Consider the following 19,976-nt stretch of genomic DNA (forward strand, 5'->3'; position numbering starts at 1 on the left):
ATGTGTAGTACATACAGTTATTTCTGTACGTACTATACATACAATAAACATAATATATACTGTTTGAACTATACTGAATGTTCAGTTTATAATTAAGAAGTCCTAAGAGACAGATAAAAAGAGGTGAAAGAATGGAAGAAAATAGTATAAAGATTAAGGTCAATGAGGTTACGAAGATCTTTGGTAAATCTTCAAAAAAGGCTTTGCAATTAGTTAAAGAAGGAAAATCAAAGGAACAAATTTTAAAGGAAACAGGTTCAACAGTTGGAGTTAACCGAGCATCCTTTGAAGTAAAATCAGGTGAGATCTTCGTCATTATGGGGTTATCAGGAAGTGGTAAATCTACCTTAGTTCGATTGCTTAACCGACTGATTGAACCAACATTAGGTCAGGTTCAAATTGACGGTAAAGATGTCGTCAAGATGAATAAGGAAGAATTAAGAGAAGTACGAAGAAAGAAAATCAGTATGGTTTTTCAGAAGTTTGCGTTATTTCCACATAAAACAGTCCTTGAAAACACAGAATACGGATTAGAAATTCAAGGTGTAGTCAAGGAAGAAAGAAGTGAAAAAGCCTTAGAGGCACTTGAATTAGTTGGATTAAAGGGCTATGAAAATCAATACCCTAGTCAACTAAGTGGTGGAATGCAGCAACGTGTTGGACTGGCGAGAGCACTGGCAAATGATCCTGATGTGCTTTTAATGGATGAAGCTTTTAGCGCATTGGATCCATTGATTCGAAAAGACATGCAGGATGAGTTGCTAGAGTTACAATCTAATATGGAAAAGACAATTGTCTTTATTACCCATGATTTAGATGAGGCCCTTCGTATCGGCGACAGAATTGCCCTTATGAAGGATGGTAACATCGTACAAATAGGAACACCTGAAGAAATATTAATGAGTCCTTCCAACGAATACGTCGAGAGATTCGTAGAAGACGTTGATCTTTCTAAGGTACTAACAGCACAACATGTTATGAAGCGGGCAGAAACTGTTCAAATCGATAAGGGTCCACGTGTAGCCCTTAAATTAATGAAGACTTTAGGGATTTCATCTATTTATGTTGTAGATAAACAGCAGAAACTTCTTGGTGTGATTACAGCAAATGATGCATCAAAAGCGGCTGAACAAAATCAATCAATAGAATCCTTCCTAGAAAAAGACATAACGGTTGTTGAAACGGAAACGTTACTAATTGATTTGTTTGAAAAGGTTTCAACTGCAACCATTCCTGTTGCGGTTACTGATGAAAAAAATCGCTTAAAAGGAATCCTGATTAAGGGTGCTGTAATTGGTGCACTAACAGGTAACGAACAATATATCAATGAGGTTGTTGAACCTGAAGCACCCCATGCTAAGGAGGTGATGTAAGATGGAAGGACTTTTACCGAAGCTTCCCTTAGCTGATTGGATTGATGCTTTAGTTGATTGGATGACAAATACCTTTGGTGGTTTATTTGATGGTATTTCTACTGGGGTAGACTTTTTTGTTGAAGGTATTGTTGCAGGATTAGGCTTTATTCCTTCTATTATATTAATTATTCTTTTGAGTTTACTAGCTTGGAAGGTTTGTAATATAAGAATTGCATTATTTGCATTACTAGGCTTATTTCTTATTGATAATTTAGGGTACTGGGAAGAAATGTTAGAAACACTCGCTCTTGTTTTAACAGCAGTGCTGATTTCTGTTGTGATTGGAATTCCAGTTGGTATATGGGCATCACAGAGTGAAAGGGTAAGACAATTCGTTACACCGATCCTTGATTTGATGCAGACGATGCCAGCTTTCGTTTATTTACTACCAGCCATCTTTTTCTTCAGTATAGGCGTAGTCCCAGGGGTTGTGGCATCTGTTATTTTCGCGATGCCGCCAACAATTCGTTTAACGGTCCTCGGAATCAAGCAGGTACCAGCAGATTTAATTGAAGCAACAGAAGCATTTGGTTCTACAACGAAGCAAAGACTCTTAAAGGTGCAACTGCCATTGGCCATGCCAACAATTATGGCCGGGATTAATCAAAGTATCATGCTAGCTTTATCGATGGTTGTTATCGCATCCATGGTTGGTGCTCCAGGGCTTGGTACAGAGGTTTATCGTGCTGTTACACAAATAAAAACAGGTGTAGGGTTTGAAGCTGGTTTGGCAATAGTTGTTATTGCTATTTTGCTAGACCGCATCACTCAAAATATAGGTAAGAAAAAAGAAGGGGGAACAGTTTAATGTTTAAAAAATTACTAGGAGTTACATCGGCATTAACACTAACGCTAGGTTTAGCAGCGTGTGGAGGAAATGAAACGAGTGGATCAGAATCTTCAGAGTCAGAAGGTTCAACAGCATCGGTAGGGGAACAAGTAGACTATGAGATTGTGGGTATTGATCCAGGTGCGGGACTTATGAAATTGACTATTAATGATGTATTACCTGAATATGGTTTAGATGATTGGGAAGTAGTAGAGGGTTCAGGTGCGGCTATGACTGCAGCTTTGAAAAAAGCATACGATAATGAGGAGCCAATTATCGTTACAGGCTGGAGCCCACACTGGAAATTTGCAAGCTATGACTTAAAATACTTAGAAGATCCAAAAGGTATTTATGGTGGAGCTGAAGATGTTAACACAATTGTTCGTCTTGGGTTAAAAGAAGACCAACCTGATGCATATAAGCTTCTTGATCAATTTAACTGGGAACCAGAACATATTGAAACAGTGATGAATTTAATTCAAGAAGGCAACGAACCGGCTGAAGCAGCTGAACAATGGGTAAGCGAAAATGAAGAGTTAGTTAGCTCATGGACGGAAGGGGTTAACGAGGTTGACGGTGAAGAGTTAAAGCTTCTTTATGTAGCATGGGATGACGTAATCGCAGGATCACATGTTGTTGAAAATGTCTTAGAAAGTGTTGGATACGAAGTAGAGTTAGTTCAAGTTGATGCAGGTCCAATGTGGGCTGGTATTGCTGACGGAAGTGGAGATGCAATGGTAGGTGCATGGCTACCAACGACTCACGCAGATTATTATGCTGAGTACGAAGGTAAGTTTGAAGACCTAGGTGCAAACCTTTCTGGAACAAAGCTAGGGTTAGTTGTACCTGCATATATGGATATTGATTCAATTGAAGATTTAAAAGAATAAAAACTAACGATTAAGAAGGAAGCACTCATATTTGGGTGCTTCTTTTCCATTTGAAAGTGTTCATTTATCTAAGAGAAAGTTGAGATATAAGTGGTTGTATAGTCAGGTTAATATGGTATTTTTAAAAATATTTGGAAATAGTAAGAAGGGATGCTGCTCCTTAATAAACCTTTTGTAAATTTAATGTAAAGATTTGATTAATATATTGTAAATTTAGTGTTAAGTTATTTTCAACTTATATTTACATTGTTAATATATATGAGTATTTTTATTAATTTTTACTATATAGGAGTGACATCAATTGGAGATTAACTATCAGGAAATGCTCTTTCAGTTTTTAGGAGGACTTGGAATTTTCCTTTTCGGAATAAAGTACATGGGAGACGGATTGCAGTCAGCTGCAGGAGATCGTTTAAAAGATATACTTGACCGTTTCACTACAAATCCTTTTATGGGTGTGTTAGCTGGTTTACTTGTAACAGTTCTAATTCAATCTAGCTCTGGAACAACGGCTTTAACTGTTGGATTAGTAAGTGCTGGATTTATGACTTTAAGACAAGCAATAGGTGTCATTATGGGGGCAAATATTGGGACAACCGTAACAGCCTTTATCATCGGTATTGATGTTGGTGCCTATGCTTTACCTATCATTTCTCTTGGTGCATTTTGTATTTTCTTCTTTAAAAAGAAGGGAATTACTTCGTTTGGACAAGTTGCTTTTGGCTTTGGAGCCCTCTTCTTTGGTTTAGAATTGATGAGTGGAGGAATGAAACCATTAAGGTCACTAGAAGCTTTTCATGATTTAACAGTAAGTATGGCTAGTAATCCAATTTTAGGTGTCCTAGTTGGTACCATCTTTACAGTTATTGTTCAGAGTTCAAGTGCAACAATTGGTATTTTACAGGAATTATTCTCACAGGATGCAATTAGTTTAAATGCTGCTTTACCTGTTTTATTTGGAGATAATATTGGGACTACGATCACAGCAGTACTTGCATCTCTTGGGGCTTCAATTGCTGCGAGAAGAGCTGCATTTGTGCACGTTTTATTCAACCTGATAGGAACTGTAATCTTTTTAATTCTATTAATTCCTTTCACATATTTAATTACTTATTTACAAGATACATTAAGTTTAAATCCAGCGATGACAATTGCTTTTGCTCATGGAACATTCAATATATCGAATACAATTATTCAGTTTCCATTTATTTTTGCTTTAGCATGGTTAGTAACAAAATTAATTCCTGGTGAAGATAAATATATTGATACGAAGCCGCAACATTTAAACCCAACCTTGATTGAACATTCACCATCTATTGCTCTAGGACAAGCTAAGGAAGAGTTAAAAAGAATGGGAGAGTTTACAGTTAATGGTCTTGGTGAGGCATTTCAATATTTAAATCTAGGTGAGAAGAAACATGCTGAGAATGCTCTTCAATATGAAACAGGAATCAACAATCTAGATAAAAAAATCACAAGTTATTTACTTGAAATATCAGCAAAACCTCTTTCAGTCAAAGAAAGAGATGAATTTTCAAACATAGCCGATTCTATAAGAGATATGGAACGAATTGGTGATCACATGGAAAACATCGTTGAGCTTGTTGATTTTAAAATTAACAAAAAAGTGAACCTATCTAACGATGCAACAAATGAATTAAAGGACATGTATGAATTCACGTTAGTAACGTTGGAAACGGCTTATACAGCATTCTTTGAAAATGATGTAGAAAAGGCTAAAGAGGTATTATCTCGTGAAAATGAGATAGACAAGATGGAGAGAGTTCTTAGAAAAAAACACATTATGAGATTAAACGAAAGACAATGCTCCGGTGATGCTGGGATAGTGTTCGTTGATATAATAAGCAACTTAGAAAGAATTGCGGATCATTCAGTTAATATAGCAGAGACTATTTTAACTGTTGAATCGAACTAAATAACCATTAATACCCTGAAATAGGCTGATTCAAACTGAATCAGCCTATTTTGTGTTTAAGAAAAATAAATAAAGTTTGCGAAGAATAGTATATGTAGCACCGTTAATCTGAGTATTATTTACAGAAAATATGTTTCCCAATTCGTTTTATTTGCGGCCTACCCCAAATCCACTTACTTGTTGCTGTATCAGGATTGAAATAATAAACCGCATTGGATGTAGGATCCCATCCATTAATAGCATCCAGTACAGCTTTTTTTGATGTCTCATTAGGAGTTAGCCATATCTGTCCATCAGCCACCGCGGTAAAAGCTAACGGTTCAAAGATGACACCTGAAACAGTATTAGGGAATGTCTGGCTCTCAACACGGTTTAAAATAACAGCTGCCACAGCAACTTGTCCAATATATGGTTCTCCGCGTGCTTCTCCATGAACAGCGTTTGCCATAAGTTGAATATCATTTTGGGAATATCCTGATGGTACATTTATGGCTGTTGATTTTTGACCTTGACGTTGTCCTTGTCCTGCTCCTTTAGAGTAATCATATTTCGTTACTTTAACAAGTTTTTGTCTCGTTTTTAAACCTGCTACCCCATCGACAGTGAGTCCGAATTCAGACTGAAAATTTCGAAGCGCCCAGTAGGTTCCCCAACCAAAAGCACCATCAATTTCTCCTTTGTAAAATCCAATATATTTTAGACGAGATTGTAATTCAATAACATCATCACCCACTGCTCCCCGTTGAATGGCTTGATTTGTAAAGGCATTAGTATTGCTTTCCTGAAGTGTTAAAATCATTGCACTTATAAGAATAACTACAAGGATAGATGTATGTTTCTTCTTTTTTATATAGCTCATATTTTCCTCCTGATCACCAACATATTGTTATTTTTTGTTTGGAGTAAATTTTTATACAATATAAGGATCAAGCAGCTACAAAAAGTGAGGAATCGTAAAAGTGCATTTTGGACAAATATAATCCAAAAAAGAGGAACTCGTTATGAGTTCCCCTAAAATAGTTAATCCATTTATTTAATTGATAAAGCAATGTTTTTTAAGTTTTCAACGATAGATGGTTTATTTTCACCACAATAGAAAGATGTGACCAATTCATAGCACGTATCTTTGTCTATTAAATAGCAGCGGTGTGTTCCCATGTCATAGACGAAGTGAAATTGCTCTGCGCCTTTCTTTCCGTCAAATACTTTATATTGCTCTAGTCCAAACAACTCACGAGCCCCATCTTGAGCTAAGACAAGAAACTCATCTCTTGTTACTTCTCTAATTGCCGCAAATCCCATTGCTTCATTCATATATATAACCTCCAATATCTTAATTAAAAAGCATTCTTTTATTACCAACTATATAGGTTGTTACATCATATTATGCTTGATCGTACTTGCTTTAAAATTTTATCATAAATTACTTTTTAATGAAACTTATTTTATAATAATTATAAAATAAGACTTCTTTTAGTTAAAATGAATATATTGAAAGTGGTAGGGAGATGCAAAAATAATATGTATTTGTAGAAAAAATATTTTTGTATTAGAAATGTAGAAGTTTGGAAAGCGGCGATACGTATTGGGGGTATACTTAAGAGCCTATTGATCGCTAGTTTCATGATCCATACCCATTAATTTTTGATATTGAAGGATCAATTTATCAAGCTTTTGACTCTGAGAAATAGTCAAAGGATGATTTAAGCCTTTGGCTAAACCTATAGCAATTAGTTCATTTTTGTGGGAGCTAATTCTATTAATTAATTCAGTTTTTTCATTAGAGTATCTAGAGATTGAACTATTCAACAGTATAACTCCTTTAATTAAAAATAAATGGTATCGAAATATTATTTTACAAATAAATACTAAAATTGTAAATTACTATATGACTGAATCATAGAAAAAAGTATTCTTATAGAAGAAAACGACATTCCAGGAAGAAAATGCCGTCATATGTTTTAGTTTAGATTTTATGTCATATATCATATTCCCATAATCCAAGCTGTCCTTTAGCTGGGATAGATTGGTTCAATATTTTCATACTCTGAACAATCCAAGCATAATTTCCCTCTCGATAGTCGCCTAGTAAATAGTCATTACCTGATATAATTGTCCCATCTTCTAAAATGGCCCATGACTGATTATTTTCAGTTACTTTTATACAATTTTTAAGCATACAGACAGCGATAATAGAGCCAGTTGGAAGTAGATCATTTGTTAATCCATGCTTACTCAGCAATTCCTTAATTGTATCTTGGTTAGCTGCTGTTTTATCTATTTTTTTGCTTGTATGAATGGCTAGGGGCCCACGATATTTCGTGTTCCATGATCTTGTTTCATATTGGGTCTCTCCGAGAGTAAAAAGACTAGCCCATGGCTGAATCATTGATAGAACTTTCACTTATATAGCGCCTCCAACCTTATTCTCTAATACAGCATTTAAAGGTATTCCAAAAGATACCTATAATATGTGCTACTTATATCAGTTTCATTGGTCATCATAATAATGAGAGTTAAATCTTTGTAAAAAAATAGACAAATTTAATTTACAATAAATCCAAAGTTACTTTACTTTCTTTACAATGTTTTATAGAATAGTTGAATGTTACGCAAACCCCAAAAAAATTTATTTTAAAAAAGTAGACAACCGTGAGGTGAAAGTAAAGATGTTTACTAAAATTAAAAAAAGTCATCTGAGCCTTTTCTTTTTAGCTGTTGTCTTATTATGGATAAAAACATATTTCGTACAACATTCAGAATTTAAATTAGGCTTAGATAATAGTTTGCAAGAGTTTCTTTTATTTTTAAATCCACTAGGCTCAGTCCTTTTATTCTTAGGTTTATCTTTATTGTCAACAAAAAGAAAATTTTTATGGCTCGTTGTTTTTGATTTTATTTTGAGCTTTTTATTATTTGCAAATGTTGTGTATTATCGATTCTTTAGTGATTTTATTACAATCCCAACATTAACGCAGACACAAAATTTTGGTGATGTTAGTGGTAGTGTAACCTCTCTTTTAAAACCTTATGATATCTTATTATTCATGGACACACTTATTGTACTAGCCGTAGGATTATATGGTAAAAAGAAGGGGATTACAGCGGCAAATATAAAACGCAGAAGTGTTGCGACTGTATTTATAGCTGCTATTCTTATCATTTCAGTAAACCTTGGATTAGCTGAAAAAGATCGTCCGCAATTATTAACAAGAACCTTCGATCGTAACTATATTGTAAAATATCTTGGAATGTACAATTATACGATTTATGATGCTGTGCTAAGTGCAAATGTATCAGCAAAGCGTGCAATGGCAGATTCAGATGATGTTACTGAGGTTCTGAATTATAAAAGCACAAATTACGCAGCTCCTAACCCAGAATATTTCGGTGCTGCAAAAGGAATGAACGTTGTTTACTTTCACCTTGAATCAATACAGAATTTCTTAATTGATTATAAGCTTCATGGTGAAGAAGTAACTCCATTCCTGAACTCTTTATCTAGAAGTGAAAACATCCTGTATTTTGATAATTTCTTTCATCAAACAGCTCAAGGGAAAACGGCTGATGCTGAATTTATGTTAGAAAATTCCTTATTTGGATTACCACAAGGATCTGCATTTTCATTAAAAGGAATGAACACGTATCAAGCTGCACCTGCGATTTTAGGTCAGAATGGCTACACATCAGCTGTGTTCCACGGAAATAAAGGATCGTTCTGGAACCGCGATGAGATTTATAAATCATTTGGCTATGACAAATTCTTTGATTCAAGTTATTATTCATTAAATTCAGAGGACCTTGCAGAGTATGGATTAATGGATAAGCCGTTTTTAGAACAATCACAGCCTTTGCTTGAATCTTTGCCACAGCCATTTTATACAAAGTTTATAACAGTAACTCACCATTTCCCTTATAAGATGGATCAAGAACTAGCAACAATTGAACAGCATACAACCGGTGATGCGTCTGTTGATCAGTATTTCCAGACAGCACGTTATGCTGATGAGGCTTTAAAAGAGTTCTTTGACTATTTGAAGGAATCTGGTTTATATGAAAACACTGTTGTTATCATGTACGGTGATCATTATGGTATTTCAGAAAATCATAATGATGCGATGTCAAAAGTATTAAACAAAGAAATTACACCATTTGAAAGTGCTGGACTGCAACGAGTACCTTTATTAATTCACGTACCTGGCATAGAAGGCGGTACAATGCATCAATATGGTGGGCAAATTGACTTACTTCCAACTCTAATGCACTTACTAGGAATTGAATCAAAACCATATATGCAATTCGGTACTGACTTATTATCAAAAGACCATGATGAGCTTGTGCCATTTAGAAATGGTGATTTCGTAAGTCCAGAAATCACTTACACTGGTGGTAAATATTATGACTCAACTACTGGTATTGAGATTGAAGCAACAGAACAAGCAAAACAACTGAAGGAAATCACTGAAACGAAACTAGGTTATTCTGATAAAGTTGTCGAAGGTGATCTTTTACGCTTCTATACTCCTGAAGGGTTTGTCCCTGTTGATCGTTCACAGTATGATTATATTAATCGAAATCCGATTGTAACTGAACAGGATAGTACTGAAACGGAGACTGAATAATATACGAATAAGCTCGGGTGGAATAAACGAAAGAGTATTAATCCAAGAAGGGGTTAATGCTCTTTTTTATTGAATAAGAAATTGTACATAGAGTTTTTCAAAGAAGATCATTACATAATAAGACTATGCCTAAAATGAAATCAGAGTGTAGTCAAATATGTTCTACCAAGAAAGATAAAACTTACATTTAATAACTGGAGCTGGTACAAGAATGAAGCTACAACAAAAAACACAAACAATAGTACGTTACCTTAGTGCTGATGAGAAAGTATATTATGGGATTATTGAAGATGGAGAGATCTTACAATTAACCAGTTCATTCACTGAAATAATAAATGACGAAATAACATTTGATGGTGTAAGGCTTAACATTGGTGATGTGAAAATTTTAGAGCCAGTTGTACCACAAAAAGTGATTAATTTCGGCTGGACTTATACGGAACATGCAAAAGAAACTGGGGGACAGGCTAACCTCAAAGAGCCATTTTTGTTCTTAAAGCCTGCTTCTTCCTTAATTCCTAACGGAGGAGATATCATTCTTCCTTCTACCAAATTAACCAACCAAGTAGAATTGGAAGGCGAAGTGGCTCTAATCATTGGAAAACGTGGAAAAAACATAAAAGAAGAAGAAGCACTGGATTATGTTTTCGGCTGTACAATATTTAATGATGTTACCGCAAGAGATCTTACAAAAACAGATCCCCAATTTACACGTGCAAAAGGCTTTGATACTTTTGGTCCTCTAGGTCCGTGGGTTGTTACAGGTTTAGATCCAACTAATTTGCAAATCGTTACAACATTAAATGATCAAGTTGTTCAAAATGGCAACACAAATCAAATGTCCTTTTCCATCCCATTTCTTATTAGCTGGATTTCACAGGTCATGACATTAGAGCCAGGCGATGTTTTAGCTACAGGCTCTCCATCAGGGAGTTGTCCTATGAAGTCTGGAGATGTGGTGACTGTAGAAGTAGAGAAGATTGGTAAGCTTTGTAATTATGTGAAGTAGATACACTTCTTATATTCTAACGGAAGTCCATCACACTGTGTTCATAGCAGGTTGGTGTGTGAAATAGAGCATCTGGGTGCTAGGAGCAAATTTTAGTCTCGATCCAAGTGGAATCGGGATATTACTCGGTGCTAGGAGCAAAGTTATGTCCGGATATTAGGGGAATCGGGGCATAACTTGGTGGTAGGAGCAAGTTTCTGTCTCGATACAGGGGGTATCGGGACAAATCACGGTGTTATGAGCAAATTTATGTCCCAATACAAGGGGAATCGGGACAAACCCCGGTGGTAGGAGCAAGTTTATGTCCCAATACAAGGGGAATCGGGACAAACCTTGGTGGTAGGAGCAAGTTTATGTCTCGATACAAGGAGAATCGGGACAAACCCCGGTGTTATGAGGAAGTTTCTGTCTCGATAAAAGAAGAATCGGGACAAACCTTGGTGTTATGAGCAAGTTTCTGTCTCGATACAGGGGGAATTGGGACAAATCACGGTGTTATGAGCAAATTTATGTCCCAATACAAGGGGAATCGGGACAAACCTTGGTGGTATGAGCAAGTTTATGTCTCGATACAAGGAGAATCGGGACAAACCCCGGTGTTATGAGCAAGCTTCTGTCTCGATACAGGGGGTATCGGGACAATCCTCGATGGTATGAGCAAATTTATGTCCCAATACAGGGAGAATCGTGACAAACCCCGGTGTAACGAGCAAGTTTCTGTCTCGATACAGGGGGTATCGGGACAATCCTCGATGGTATGAGCAAATTTATGTCCCAATACAGGGAGAATCGTGACAAACCCCGGTGTAACGAGCAAGTTTCTGTCTCGATACAAGCGGAATCGTGACAAACCCCGGTAGTATGAGCAAGCTACTGTCTCGATACAAGAAGAATCGGTACAAACCCCGGTGTTATGAGCAAGATCCTGTCGATACAAGAAGAATCGGTACAAACCTCGGTGAATTGGATTTAGTATCTGCAGATTGCAACTTTAATTATTTTGACTTATCAGCTGGAGAAAGCAGGAAAATCGCTGTTAAAAAAGAAAGTTTAAGTGAACACCTTAGACTTAATTCTTTTAAAGAGCAGTTAACATCAGGAGTGTTTACGACATTGCATCTTATTTTACTTACAAGCTTAATTAGGACAGACGTCGTAGATATGCTATTGGCTGCCACTTGGGTTAAGCATGTTCGTTTAAAGTGATGAATTAGTTGTAGCACAGCCACAATCTCTTGGGAATTAAGAGGTTGTGGCTGTTTTCTGTTTTTTTATAGCAAAATGTTATGAAATATTTGCTTCCTAAGACCTAATCCTAATTCCCTAAAAACTTACATATCATACTTATTTCCTCTTTTTCTAAAGATAGGAAAATTCCACCCAAAAATACAGTAATATGTAATCATTGTTATTTTGTTACAGGGTGGAAGGAGAGAGAAAAATGAAGAGGCTTTTGCTGGGTTTAGCGATGTTATCGTTCATGCTGACAGCTTGTTCTTCTGGTGATGGTAGCCAACCGGCACAAACAGATGCTGAACCAAAGGAAACAGAACAAAAAAATAACAGCAAAAAAGAAGAAACATATACTCCTAAGGAAGCAAGTTATTATGAAATGGAAGATTTTGATCGAGAATTAACAGACATAGAAAAGGAAATGTTCCGAAAACCTGGCGTTTTTAGTGGTGAACAATATGATGAAGCGAAAGTGAAGGAAGCGCTGGATCAATTACCTGATGATCTCACAGAAGAGCAATATATGGAGGAGCTTTTATATTTATTAGCTGAAGATTATCATGAAGAAATGCAAACAATGCTTACCTTTGATTCAACGGTTGATGTTTCAATTGAACGTCCAGACGAAACTGTAGATGCTCCTACTTTAAAAACAGCCCATTACGCTATTTTAGTAGATGCAAGTGGGAGTATGGCAGCAAAAGTAGGAAGTAAAACGAGAATGGATGCAGCAAAGGAAGCTGTTTTGGAATTTGCTAAGCAAGTACCGGAGAATGCAACGATTTCGTTACGTGTATACGGTCATGAAGGATCAAATAGTGAAGCTGATAAAAAAGCTTCGTGTAGTAGTACTGAAAACGTATATAATGCCAGTTTTGATGAAAATGCCTTTCAACAAGCACTGAGTCAGGTAAAGCCTGTAGGATGGACACCAATTGCACTTGGGTTGGAATCTGTGAAGTCCGATATTCCTGAGAATACAGATGATGTAGTTGTATACGTTGTAAGTGATGGAATTGAAACATGTGGTGGCGATCCAGTACAAGAAGCTAAAAATCTAGTTTCAGCAGATATTCAAACAGTCGTTAATATTATTGGCTTTGATGTTGATAATGAAGGTCAAACTCTTTTAAAAGAAGTGGCTGCTGCAGGGAATGGTGAGTTTACATATGTTAATTCAGAGCAAGAGCTGAAGAAATATATGAGGGCTCAGTATGAACAAATTCAGAAAAAATGGCTTGAGTGGAAAGAAGCTGGCAAAGAGCAGGCTTTCAAACTGAAGGAAGAAAAAAAGAAGCTAGCTTTTGACACAAAAGAGAGCATGAAAGAAAAAAGCAATCGTGAGAAAGAACGATTGAAGGAAGCGCAAGCTTATTTAAAAGAGAGATTTGAGGATTATGACCACCCTGCATCAAAAATGTTTTCAGCGATTGTAGATTATGGAAATAAAAAATGGCGTTATGCTGTGGATACAGGAAATAGGCTATACAGAGAAAGTGTTGACAGTGGAAATCAGGAGTATCGTGAATACGTGGACGAAGGAAATGAAAAAATTAGGGAAACCATTGATAAGAAGAATGGGAATTAGTAGTTTTGTTTATTCTTAGCATATGTTCACTATAAGAATCAAAGGGTTGCTTTCATTTTTGAAGGCAACTCTTTTGTTTTCATTTTTTTTCAGAGTTTACGAATGATTGAATTACTGGTCGCAATAAGCTACACTACTGATTGAATATCTGAGCGAGGTGCAACCATGAACGTGAACGATCGACAAAAGGAATTACTAAGAACGCTTTTAGTACAAAATGGACAAACCTTAAATATAGTAGATTTGACAGGTCAATTAGGATGTTCGGAAAAAACGGTTCGTAATGACTTGAGTATAATTGAAGATCTTCTAGCTGAATACCCTGATACTTATTTAAAACGGCAACCAGGGATTGGAATTACCCTTGAAGCGGAAGAAAGCGAGATGTCTGAGATTTTTCAAAAGCTGCTATCAACTGAACCGAAATCTCAGGAAGATCGTTTTATCGAAATGGCCTATCATTTATTAGTAAGTAATAAAGCGATAACATTGCAAGAGCTATCTAAGAAGTATTTTGTTCCAAAAGTAACCATAAAAAAAGAATTAGATACCATTGCGGATTGGCTTACAAACTATCAATTAGAGCTTATCTCTAAACCAAGGTTAGGTAATATTGTTCAAGGGTCTGAACTGCAAAAACGTAGTGCTTTGGCGCATTTATCACAGCTTCTTTCTTCTTTATCAGATAATAAAAATTACGTTCTTGAGCTTTTTTTACCTTATGAAATAGCAACCGTAAAAAAAGCACTAAACGAATTGCAGCAGAAATATTCCATTGCCTTTACCGATGCTGCGATGGAAAGTTTACTTGTTCATGCCCTAATAATGATGAAAAGAACAAGGCAAAAATCGCCAGTAACTGTTCCTGATAAGGAAAAGCAGGCTGTATATTCTTATAAAGAATACAAATATGCGTTATCCTTTTTTGAACAATTAGAAGATGTTTTTGCAGTTAAATTTCCTGAAGACGAGCGAATCTATTTTACATGGCATTTAATTAGTGGAAAAAGGAAAAATGACATCATAGAGGATCCGTTTATAAAAAGTGAATACTTATTAAATATCATTTCTGACTTAACAACAAAGCTTAGTAGTATTACTTTATTTCCATTTGAAAAGGATGAAATTTTAAAAAGTGGGTTAATTGTACATGTACATTCGGTTATTAACCGAATTAAGTACGGGTTTCCTATTACTAATCCCCTTTTACCGAATATCAAAAAAATGTATCCTTATTTATTTAATATGGTGTTACTAGCTTTGAATGAAATTAAAGAAACTTATGAATTGGAAGTTCCTGAGGATGAGGCAGCTTACTTGGTTCTTCATTTTCAAGCTTCAATCGAGCGATTAAAAGAAAGTCGAGAGAAGCAACGAAGAACATTAATTGTTTGTCATATGGGTGTTGGGATGTCTCATTTATTGCAGGCTAAGATTGAGCAACATTACCAGGATATACAAGTATCCGCTTGCATTGGAAAAGCGGAATTACGTGATTATTTGCAGAATAATGAAGTTGATTTTATCATTTCTACAGTAGAGTTAGAAAAGGTAGGGATTCCTTATATCACGATTTCACCTTTATTGGAAGCAAAGGATAAGGACAAGCTAAATACTTTTTTAACTGAAATGGAAAATCACCAGCAAGCGGGAAGTAAAGAAAAAGTTCTAACACAATTAGTTAGAGGTGATTTAGTTCATTTACATGTGGATAAGGAACATCCTTTTCAAGTAATTGAAATGCTAGGAAATGTACTATATGAGAAAGGTTTCGTTCGTAAAGATTTTATTCATAGTGCGCTCCTAAGAGAAAGAAAATCTTCAACCTCCATTGGTGGATCTATAGCTATTCCACATGGTAGTCCAACAATGGTTAATAGATCGGCTATAGCCATTGCTCTGTTAAAGGAGCCTTTAGATTGGGGTAATGAACAAGTTTCCATCGTGTTCATGCTAGCCATTACAACTGGGGATCCAAAACTAAATCGCCATGCTGTTGGACAAATTGTAGGTTATAGTGAAACTCCGTCGTTTATCCAATCATTAAAAGAATCAAAGAATGTAAAAGAGTTCTTGGAGAAGTTAAAATAAACAACTTTCTTTAATAAACTTCCGGTAATAATTTATTTTTACCGGAAGTTGTGGTAAAAACAAAAATCAATTCATGACTGAATTCCCATTACAATGAATGTAAGCAATTACAAATAACATTCTTAGGAGGAAAGGTCCATGAAGATCTTAGCTGTCACAGCATGCCCGGTCGGTATTGCTCATACATATATGGCTGCTGAAAATCTACAAAAAGCTGGCGAAGAATTAGGTGTTGATATAAAGGTTGAAACACAAGGATCAATTGGTGTTGAAAATGCCTTAACAGATCAAGATATTGCAGAAGCAGACGGAATTATTATTGCTGCTGATAAAGAGGTATCAAAGGATCGCTTTGTTGGTAAGAAAGTAATCGTTACAGGCGTACAAGATGGTATTCGTAAGCCAAAAGAACTGATTGAAAAAATTCAAAGTGGTGATGTGCCATTATACAGACCAGACTTGAAATCAGTAGATGAAGTTAAGCAAAAAAGTAAACAAAAAGAAAATCCAATCTATAAGCATTTAATGAACGGTGTATCGTACATGGTGCCATTCATCGTTGTAGGGGGATTATTAATTGCATTGGCTTTAACTCTTGGTGGTGAACAAACTCCAGGTGGAATTGTGATTCCTGAAGATTCCATTTGGAAGCAAATTGAAACACTTGGTGCAACATCATTTATGTTCATGATCCCAATATTAGCTGGTTTTATCGCTGTCAGTATAGCTGACCGCCCAGGTTTAGTACCAGGTATGATTGGTGGGTATATTGCAGCGAATGGAAGTTTTTATGGAAGTGAAGCTGGTGCTGGTTTTATTGGAGGCATCATCGCAGGTTTCTTAGCAGGTTATATTGCACTCGCTATTAAGAAAATCAAGGTTCCGAAAGCGGTACAGCCAGTTATGCCGATTATATTTATCCCGATTATTTCATCTGTTATCGTTGGACTTTTATTTATTTTCGTAATCGGTGCCCCAGTGGCGCAAATCTTTGAAGGCTTAACATCAATGCTTGCTGGTATGCAAGGAGCTAGCTCTATTTTATTAGCTGTTATCCTTGGTGCGATGATTGCAGTTGATATGGGTGGACCTTTTAACAAAGTAGCATTCTTATTCGGCTCTGCCATGATTGCTGAAGGAAACTATGAAATTATGGGACCAATTGCAGTAGCGATTTGTATTCCACCAATCGGTATGGGTCTTGCAACATTAATCAATAAGAAAAAATATCTTCCTAATGAAAGGGAAGCTGGTAAAGCATCATTTACAATGGGTCTTTTTGGAATTACAGAAGGTGCAATTCCGTTTGCAGCGCAAGATCCACTTCGTGTTATTCCTAGTATTGTTGCAGGTTCAGTTGTTGGATCTGTTATCGCAATGATTGGGAATGTAGGTGATAAAGTAGCACACGGTGGTCCTATCGTTGCGGTTTTAGGAGCAGTGGATCATGTTGTGATGTTCTTTATCGCAGCCATTGTAGGTGTTCTTGTTACGGCATTTATGGTTAACTTTTTGAAAAAAGATGTCGAAAGTGCAACTAGTAGCAACGGAAAAGTAGAACGTGCTCCCGAAGAAGCTGAGGAACTAGAAATTAACAAACTAGTAGATATTACAAGTGCAGATTTGATTCATATCAATCTCGCTGGAACAACTCGTAATGATGTTATTGATGAATTAATTGAAACATTCGATTCACAAGGAATCTTAGATTCTAAGGAAGCTTTTAAACAGGCAATTCTAAATCGTGAAGCTCAAAGCTCAACTGGTCTTGGCATGAATATTGCGATTCCACATGGTAAGTCAAAGGCGGTAAAACGACCTGCTGTTGCTTTTGGAATCAAGCGTGAGGGTGTTGATTGGAGCAGCCTTGACGGTACGGATGCGAAACTTATTTTTATGATAGCTGTACCTGAAGAAAATGCTGGAGATGCGCATCTAAAAATTTTACAAATGCTTTCTCGTAAGTTAATGGATGAAGAGTTTAGAAATCAACTATTAAAAGTAGCTTCTAAGAACGAAGCAATGGCTGTATTAGAGGAAATCAAATAAAGTAGAATACCATATTGGAGGTAGTGTATGTATAAAGAGCCAATATTTTTAGAGCCTGTTTTTCAAGAAAGAATTTGGGGTGGCCAAAAGCTGCAAACTGAATTTGGGTATAGAATTCCCAATGAAAAAACTGGGGAAGCTTGGGTAATCTCTGCACATCCAAATGGTCCAAGTGTTATCAAGAATGGACCTTTAGCAGGAAAAACATTAGAGGAAGCTTGGAAAGAACACGGAGAGCTATTTAATAAAAATGCATCTAATAATGAAGAATATCCTTTGCTTGTTAAAATTTTAGATGCGAATGCAGATTTATCTGTTCAAGTTCATCCAGATGATCATTATGCACGAGAAGTAGAAGGTGTTCCTTATGGAAAAACAGAGTGCTGGTATGTTCTCAGTGCAGAGGAAGGTGCCGAGCTTGTTTTAGGACACCATGCAAAAACTAAAGATGAACTTGAGAAAATGCTTCAAAATCAAGAATGGGAATCATTTTTACGTCGTAAAAAAGTAAAAGCGGGTGACTTTGTTTATGTTCCAAGTGGCACCATTCATGCAATCGGTAAAGGAATTGTCATTTTAGAAACACAGCAAAGCTCCGATATTACTTATCGTGTCTATGATTATGACCGTAAGGATGCTAATGGTCAAAAGCGTGACCTACATTTAGATCGTTCAATAGATGTAACAACTGTGCCACACCAGGATGTAGAAACCGAACAAAGTGAGAGAATAGTAGGTGGTCTTACTGAGAAAAAATTAGTTGAAGCTGAATATTTCACTGTCTATCATTGGCAGTTAAGTGGTGATGCTTCATTGACACTCCAGCATGATTTCTTACAGGTTAGTGTAACGGCAGGAAAAGGCACAATTACAGTAGATGATCATGTTTTCCTAATTGAAAAAGGAACACATTTTGTTCTTCCACATGGAGTTGGTGAATACCAGCTGTCGGGTGAAGCGGAGTTTGTTGTATCACATGTTTAATATGAGAAAAGCCAAATCATTTTGATTTGGCTTTTCTTATTAAAAGACACCGCGGTTTCAACTATCTTCCTTGGAGATGGTCTTCACTGGCGGAATGAAGACCACAGTTGCAGTAAATTTAGTCGGAAATGGTCTTCATGGGAGTAATGAAGACCAACGTGGGAGAAATTTTGCTCGGAAATGGTCATCATGAGAGTAATGAAGACCAACGTGGCAGAAATTTTGCTTGGAAATGGTCATCATGAGAGTAATGAAGACCAACGTGGCAATAATTTTGCTTGGAAATGGTCATCATAGGAGTAATGAAGACCATCACAGCAGAAATTTTGCTTGGAAATGGTCATCATGAGATTAATGAAGACCATTACGGCAGAAATTTTGCTTGAAAATGGTCATCATGAGATTAATGAAGACCAACGTGTCAGAAATTTAGTCGGAGATGGTCATGGAAGTGGCCTTCATGACCTGCAATAAATTTGTTAACCCAATAATATGTAAAGGATCTATTTCCATTTAGAAATAGATCCTTTTTCGTTTAACTTCCTATTTTTAAGGATTTGTTGACCATAATCCAGCGCCCTTAAGAACGACTCTTGGATTAAGCTTTAATCCAGCTACCAGTAGTTCTGCCAGATCTTCAGGCTGCATTACATTCTCTGGATTTCCACTTATTAAATTTGTTTCTACTGCTAAGTCTGTTGCAACAGTACTTGGTGTTAAAGCTGTTACACGAATGTTTTTCTTTCTAACTTCAAGCATGAGTGATTCTGTTAACCCCAACACAGCAAATTTAGATGCACTGTATGCACTTGTTACAGGAGCTCCTTTTTGGCCAGCTGTTGAAGAAATATTAACAATATCTCCGGAGTTTTTCTCAAGCATATCAGGTAACACAGCTCTTGTTACATTATAAACACCCATTAAATTAACTCGAATAATGTTTTCCCACTCTTCAGGAGATAAGTCAAGGAAGCCACCAAATTTAGCAATACCAGCATTATTAACGAGTATATCAATAGAACCTAGTTCCGATTTGATATGCTCTACAGCATGAGTAACTGCTTCAAGGTCAGATACATCAGCTGTTGCAGCAGAAATTGTAATATCGTATTGTTCTAATTCAGAAGTTAGTTTTTCAAGATTTGACATGGTTAATCCGATTAAACCAAGGTTAACTCCTTCTTTTGCTAAAGCAATGGCAGTTGCTCGTCCAATTCCTCTACCTGCTCCTGTAATTACAGCATTTTTTCCTTTTAATGAAGTCATATCATCATTCCTTATACAAATTTTTATGTAGTCATACTGAAGACCGCAAGTAAAAGATTGCGGT

General features: G+C 36.3%; 17 protein-coding genes. 12 read left to right on the forward strand and 5 right to left on the reverse strand.

Annotated elements, in window-relative coordinates; all coding sequences use genetic code 11:
* The first annotated feature begins 131 nt into the window (after positions 1-131).
* The 4 genes from proV (at position 132) to D9842_RS25450 (ending at position 5,070) form a co-directional block, all read left to right on the forward strand.
* Positions 132-1,373, forward strand: coding sequence for a glycine betaine/L-proline ABC transporter ATP-binding protein ProV (proV, locus tag D9842_RS25435; protein WP_121664865.1), 1,242 nt, complete (start codon positions 132-134; stop codon positions 1,371-1,373).
* Between the two features lies 1 nt (position 1,374).
* The gene (locus D9842_RS25440) at positions 1,375-2,223 is read left to right on the forward strand and encodes an ABC transporter permease (RefSeq protein WP_121664866.1); all 849 of its coding nucleotides are present in this window, start codon (positions 1,375-1,377) and stop codon (positions 2,221-2,223) included.
* Entirely contained in the window at positions 2,223-3,134 is a 912-nt protein-coding gene (locus D9842_RS25445; RefSeq protein WP_121664867.1) for a glycine betaine ABC transporter substrate-binding protein, read from the forward strand. The genes D9842_RS25440 and D9842_RS25445 overlap by 1 nt, the downstream gene beginning before the upstream one ends.
* Before the next feature lie 301 nt (positions 3,135-3,435).
* Positions 3,436-5,070: a Na/Pi cotransporter family protein gene (locus D9842_RS25450; RefSeq protein WP_121664868.1), complete on the forward strand. Its 1,635-nt coding sequence runs from the start codon at positions 3,436-3,438 to the stop codon at positions 5,068-5,070.
* A gap of 115 nt (positions 5,071-5,185) precedes the next feature.
* Here D9842_RS25450 and sleB read toward each other — a convergent pair whose 3' ends face one another.
* The 4 genes from sleB to D9842_RS25470 all read right to left on the reverse strand — a co-directional run bounded on the left by sleB (position 5,186) and on the right by D9842_RS25470 (position 7,474).
* Positions 5,186-5,869, reverse strand: coding sequence for a spore cortex-lytic enzyme (sleB, locus tag D9842_RS25455; RefSeq protein ID WP_121665187.1), 684 nt, complete (start codon positions 5,867-5,869; stop codon positions 5,186-5,188).
* 230 nt (positions 5,870-6,099) lie between these two features.
* A complete protein-coding gene (locus tag D9842_RS25460; RefSeq protein ID WP_121664869.1) occupies positions 6,100-6,384 on the reverse strand; it encodes a hypothetical protein in 285 nt (94 codons plus the stop codon).
* Between the two features lie 291 nt (positions 6,385-6,675).
* Positions 6,676-6,879 (reverse strand): Spo0E family sporulation regulatory protein-aspartic acid phosphatase, encoded by a 204-nt coding sequence (locus tag D9842_RS25465; protein ID WP_373995085.1) that lies wholly within the window; start codon positions 6,877-6,879, stop codon positions 6,676-6,678.
* Positions 6,880-7,048: 169 nt separating this feature from the next.
* The gene (locus D9842_RS25470; RefSeq protein ID WP_121664870.1) at positions 7,049-7,474 is read right to left on the reverse strand and encodes an ASCH domain-containing protein; all 426 of its coding nucleotides are present in this window, start codon (positions 7,472-7,474) and stop codon (positions 7,049-7,051) included.
* A gap of 265 nt (positions 7,475-7,739) precedes the next feature.
* Here D9842_RS25470 and D9842_RS25475 point away from each other — a divergent pair, with 265 nt between their 5' ends.
* The 8 genes from D9842_RS25475 to D9842_RS26460 all read left to right on the forward strand — a co-directional run bounded on the left by D9842_RS25475 (position 7,740) and on the right by D9842_RS26460 (position 19,120).
* Complete coding sequence (locus tag D9842_RS25475) at positions 7,740-9,692, forward strand: lipoteichoic acid synthase (RefSeq protein WP_121664871.1); 1,953 nt, start codon at positions 7,740-7,742, stop codon at positions 9,690-9,692.
* 211 nt (positions 9,693-9,903) lie between these two features.
* Complete coding sequence (locus D9842_RS25480; protein WP_121664872.1) at positions 9,904-10,701, forward strand: fumarylacetoacetate hydrolase family protein; 798 nt, start codon at positions 9,904-9,906, stop codon at positions 10,699-10,701.
* An 843-nt stretch (positions 10,702-11,544) separates the two neighbouring features.
* Positions 11,545-11,907, forward strand: a complete 363-nt coding sequence (locus D9842_RS25485) for a hypothetical protein (protein ID WP_162987562.1) — start codon at positions 11,545-11,547, stop codon at positions 11,905-11,907.
* Between the two features lie 235 nt (positions 11,908-12,142).
* Positions 12,143-13,522 (forward strand): VWA domain-containing protein, encoded by a 1,380-nt coding sequence (locus D9842_RS25490; protein ID WP_121664874.1) that lies wholly within the window; start codon positions 12,143-12,145, stop codon positions 13,520-13,522.
* Between the two features lie 165 nt (positions 13,523-13,687).
* Positions 13,688-15,613, forward strand: a complete 1,926-nt coding sequence (locus D9842_RS25495) for a BglG family transcription antiterminator (protein WP_257535951.1) — start codon at positions 13,688-13,690, stop codon at positions 15,611-15,613.
* A 138-nt stretch (positions 15,614-15,751) separates the two neighbouring features.
* On the forward strand, positions 15,752-17,662 hold the full coding sequence (locus D9842_RS25500; RefSeq protein WP_121664875.1) for a PTS fructose transporter subunit IIABC: 1,911 nt from the start codon (positions 15,752-15,754) through the stop codon (positions 17,660-17,662).
* Positions 17,663-17,689: 27 nt separating this feature from the next.
* Positions 17,690-18,646 (forward strand): mannose-6-phosphate isomerase, class I, encoded by a 957-nt coding sequence (gene manA / locus D9842_RS25505; protein WP_121664876.1) that lies wholly within the window; start codon positions 17,690-17,692, stop codon positions 18,644-18,646.
* Positions 18,647-18,991: 345 nt separating this feature from the next.
* On the forward strand, positions 18,992-19,120 hold the full coding sequence (locus tag D9842_RS26460; protein WP_257535952.1) for a hypothetical protein: 129 nt from the start codon (positions 18,992-18,994) through the stop codon (positions 19,118-19,120).
* A 75-nt stretch (positions 19,121-19,195) separates the two neighbouring features.
* Here D9842_RS26460 and D9842_RS25510 read toward each other — a convergent pair whose 3' ends face one another.
* Positions 19,196-19,912: a 3-ketoacyl-ACP reductase gene (locus D9842_RS25510; protein WP_121664877.1), complete on the reverse strand. Its 717-nt coding sequence runs from the start codon at positions 19,910-19,912 to the stop codon at positions 19,196-19,198.
* Between the last annotated feature and the right edge of the window lie 64 nt (positions 19,913-19,976).

The sequence above is a fragment of the Metabacillus litoralis genome, from assembly GCF_003667825.1.
Classification (GTDB): domain Bacteria; phylum Bacillota; class Bacilli; order Bacillales; family Bacillaceae; genus Metabacillus; species Metabacillus litoralis_B.

What these genes read in the sequence shown, in the direction of transcription:
- D9842_RS25460 (WP_121664869.1), bottom strand. Translation starts at nt 6,384, where the DNA reads ATGAATGAAGCAATGGGATTTGCGGCAATTAGAGAAGTAACAAGAGAT.
- D9842_RS25495 (WP_257535951.1), top strand. Translation starts at nt 13,688, where the DNA reads ATGAACGTGAACGATCGACAAAAGGAATTACTAAGAACGCTTTTAGTA.
- D9842_RS25480 (WP_121664872.1), top strand. Translation starts at nt 9,904, where the DNA reads ATGAAGCTACAACAAAAAACACAAACAATAGTACGTTACCTTAGTGCT.
- sleB (WP_121665187.1), bottom strand. Translation starts at nt 5,869, where the DNA reads ATGATTTTAACACTTCAGGAAAGCAATACTAATGCCTTTACAAATCAA.
- D9842_RS25440 (WP_121664866.1), top strand. Translation starts at nt 1,375, where the DNA reads ATGGAAGGACTTTTACCGAAGCTTCCCTTAGCTGATTGGATTGATGCT.
- D9842_RS25490 (WP_121664874.1), top strand. Translation starts at nt 12,143, where the DNA reads ATGAAGAGGCTTTTGCTGGGTTTAGCGATGTTATCGTTCATGCTGACA.
- D9842_RS25510 (WP_121664877.1), bottom strand. Translation starts at nt 19,912, where the DNA reads ATGACTTCATTAAAAGGAAAAAATGCTGTAATTACAGGAGCAGGTAGA.
- manA (WP_121664876.1), top strand. Translation starts at nt 17,690, where the DNA reads ATGTATAAAGAGCCAATATTTTTAGAGCCTGTTTTTCAAGAAAGAATT.
- D9842_RS25500 (WP_121664875.1), top strand. Translation starts at nt 15,752, where the DNA reads ATGAAGATCTTAGCTGTCACAGCATGCCCGGTCGGTATTGCTCATACA.
- D9842_RS25475 (WP_121664871.1), top strand. Translation starts at nt 7,740, where the DNA reads ATGTTTACTAAAATTAAAAAAAGTCATCTGAGCCTTTTCTTTTTAGCT.
- proV (WP_121664865.1), top strand. Translation starts at nt 132, where the DNA reads ATGGAAGAAAATAGTATAAAGATTAAGGTCAATGAGGTTACGAAGATC.
- D9842_RS25445 (WP_121664867.1), top strand. Translation starts at nt 2,223, where the DNA reads ATGTTTAAAAAATTACTAGGAGTTACATCGGCATTAACACTAACGCTA.
- D9842_RS26460 (WP_257535952.1), top strand. Translation starts at nt 18,992, where the DNA reads ATGAGATTAATGAAGACCATTACGGCAGAAATTTTGCTTGAAAATGGT.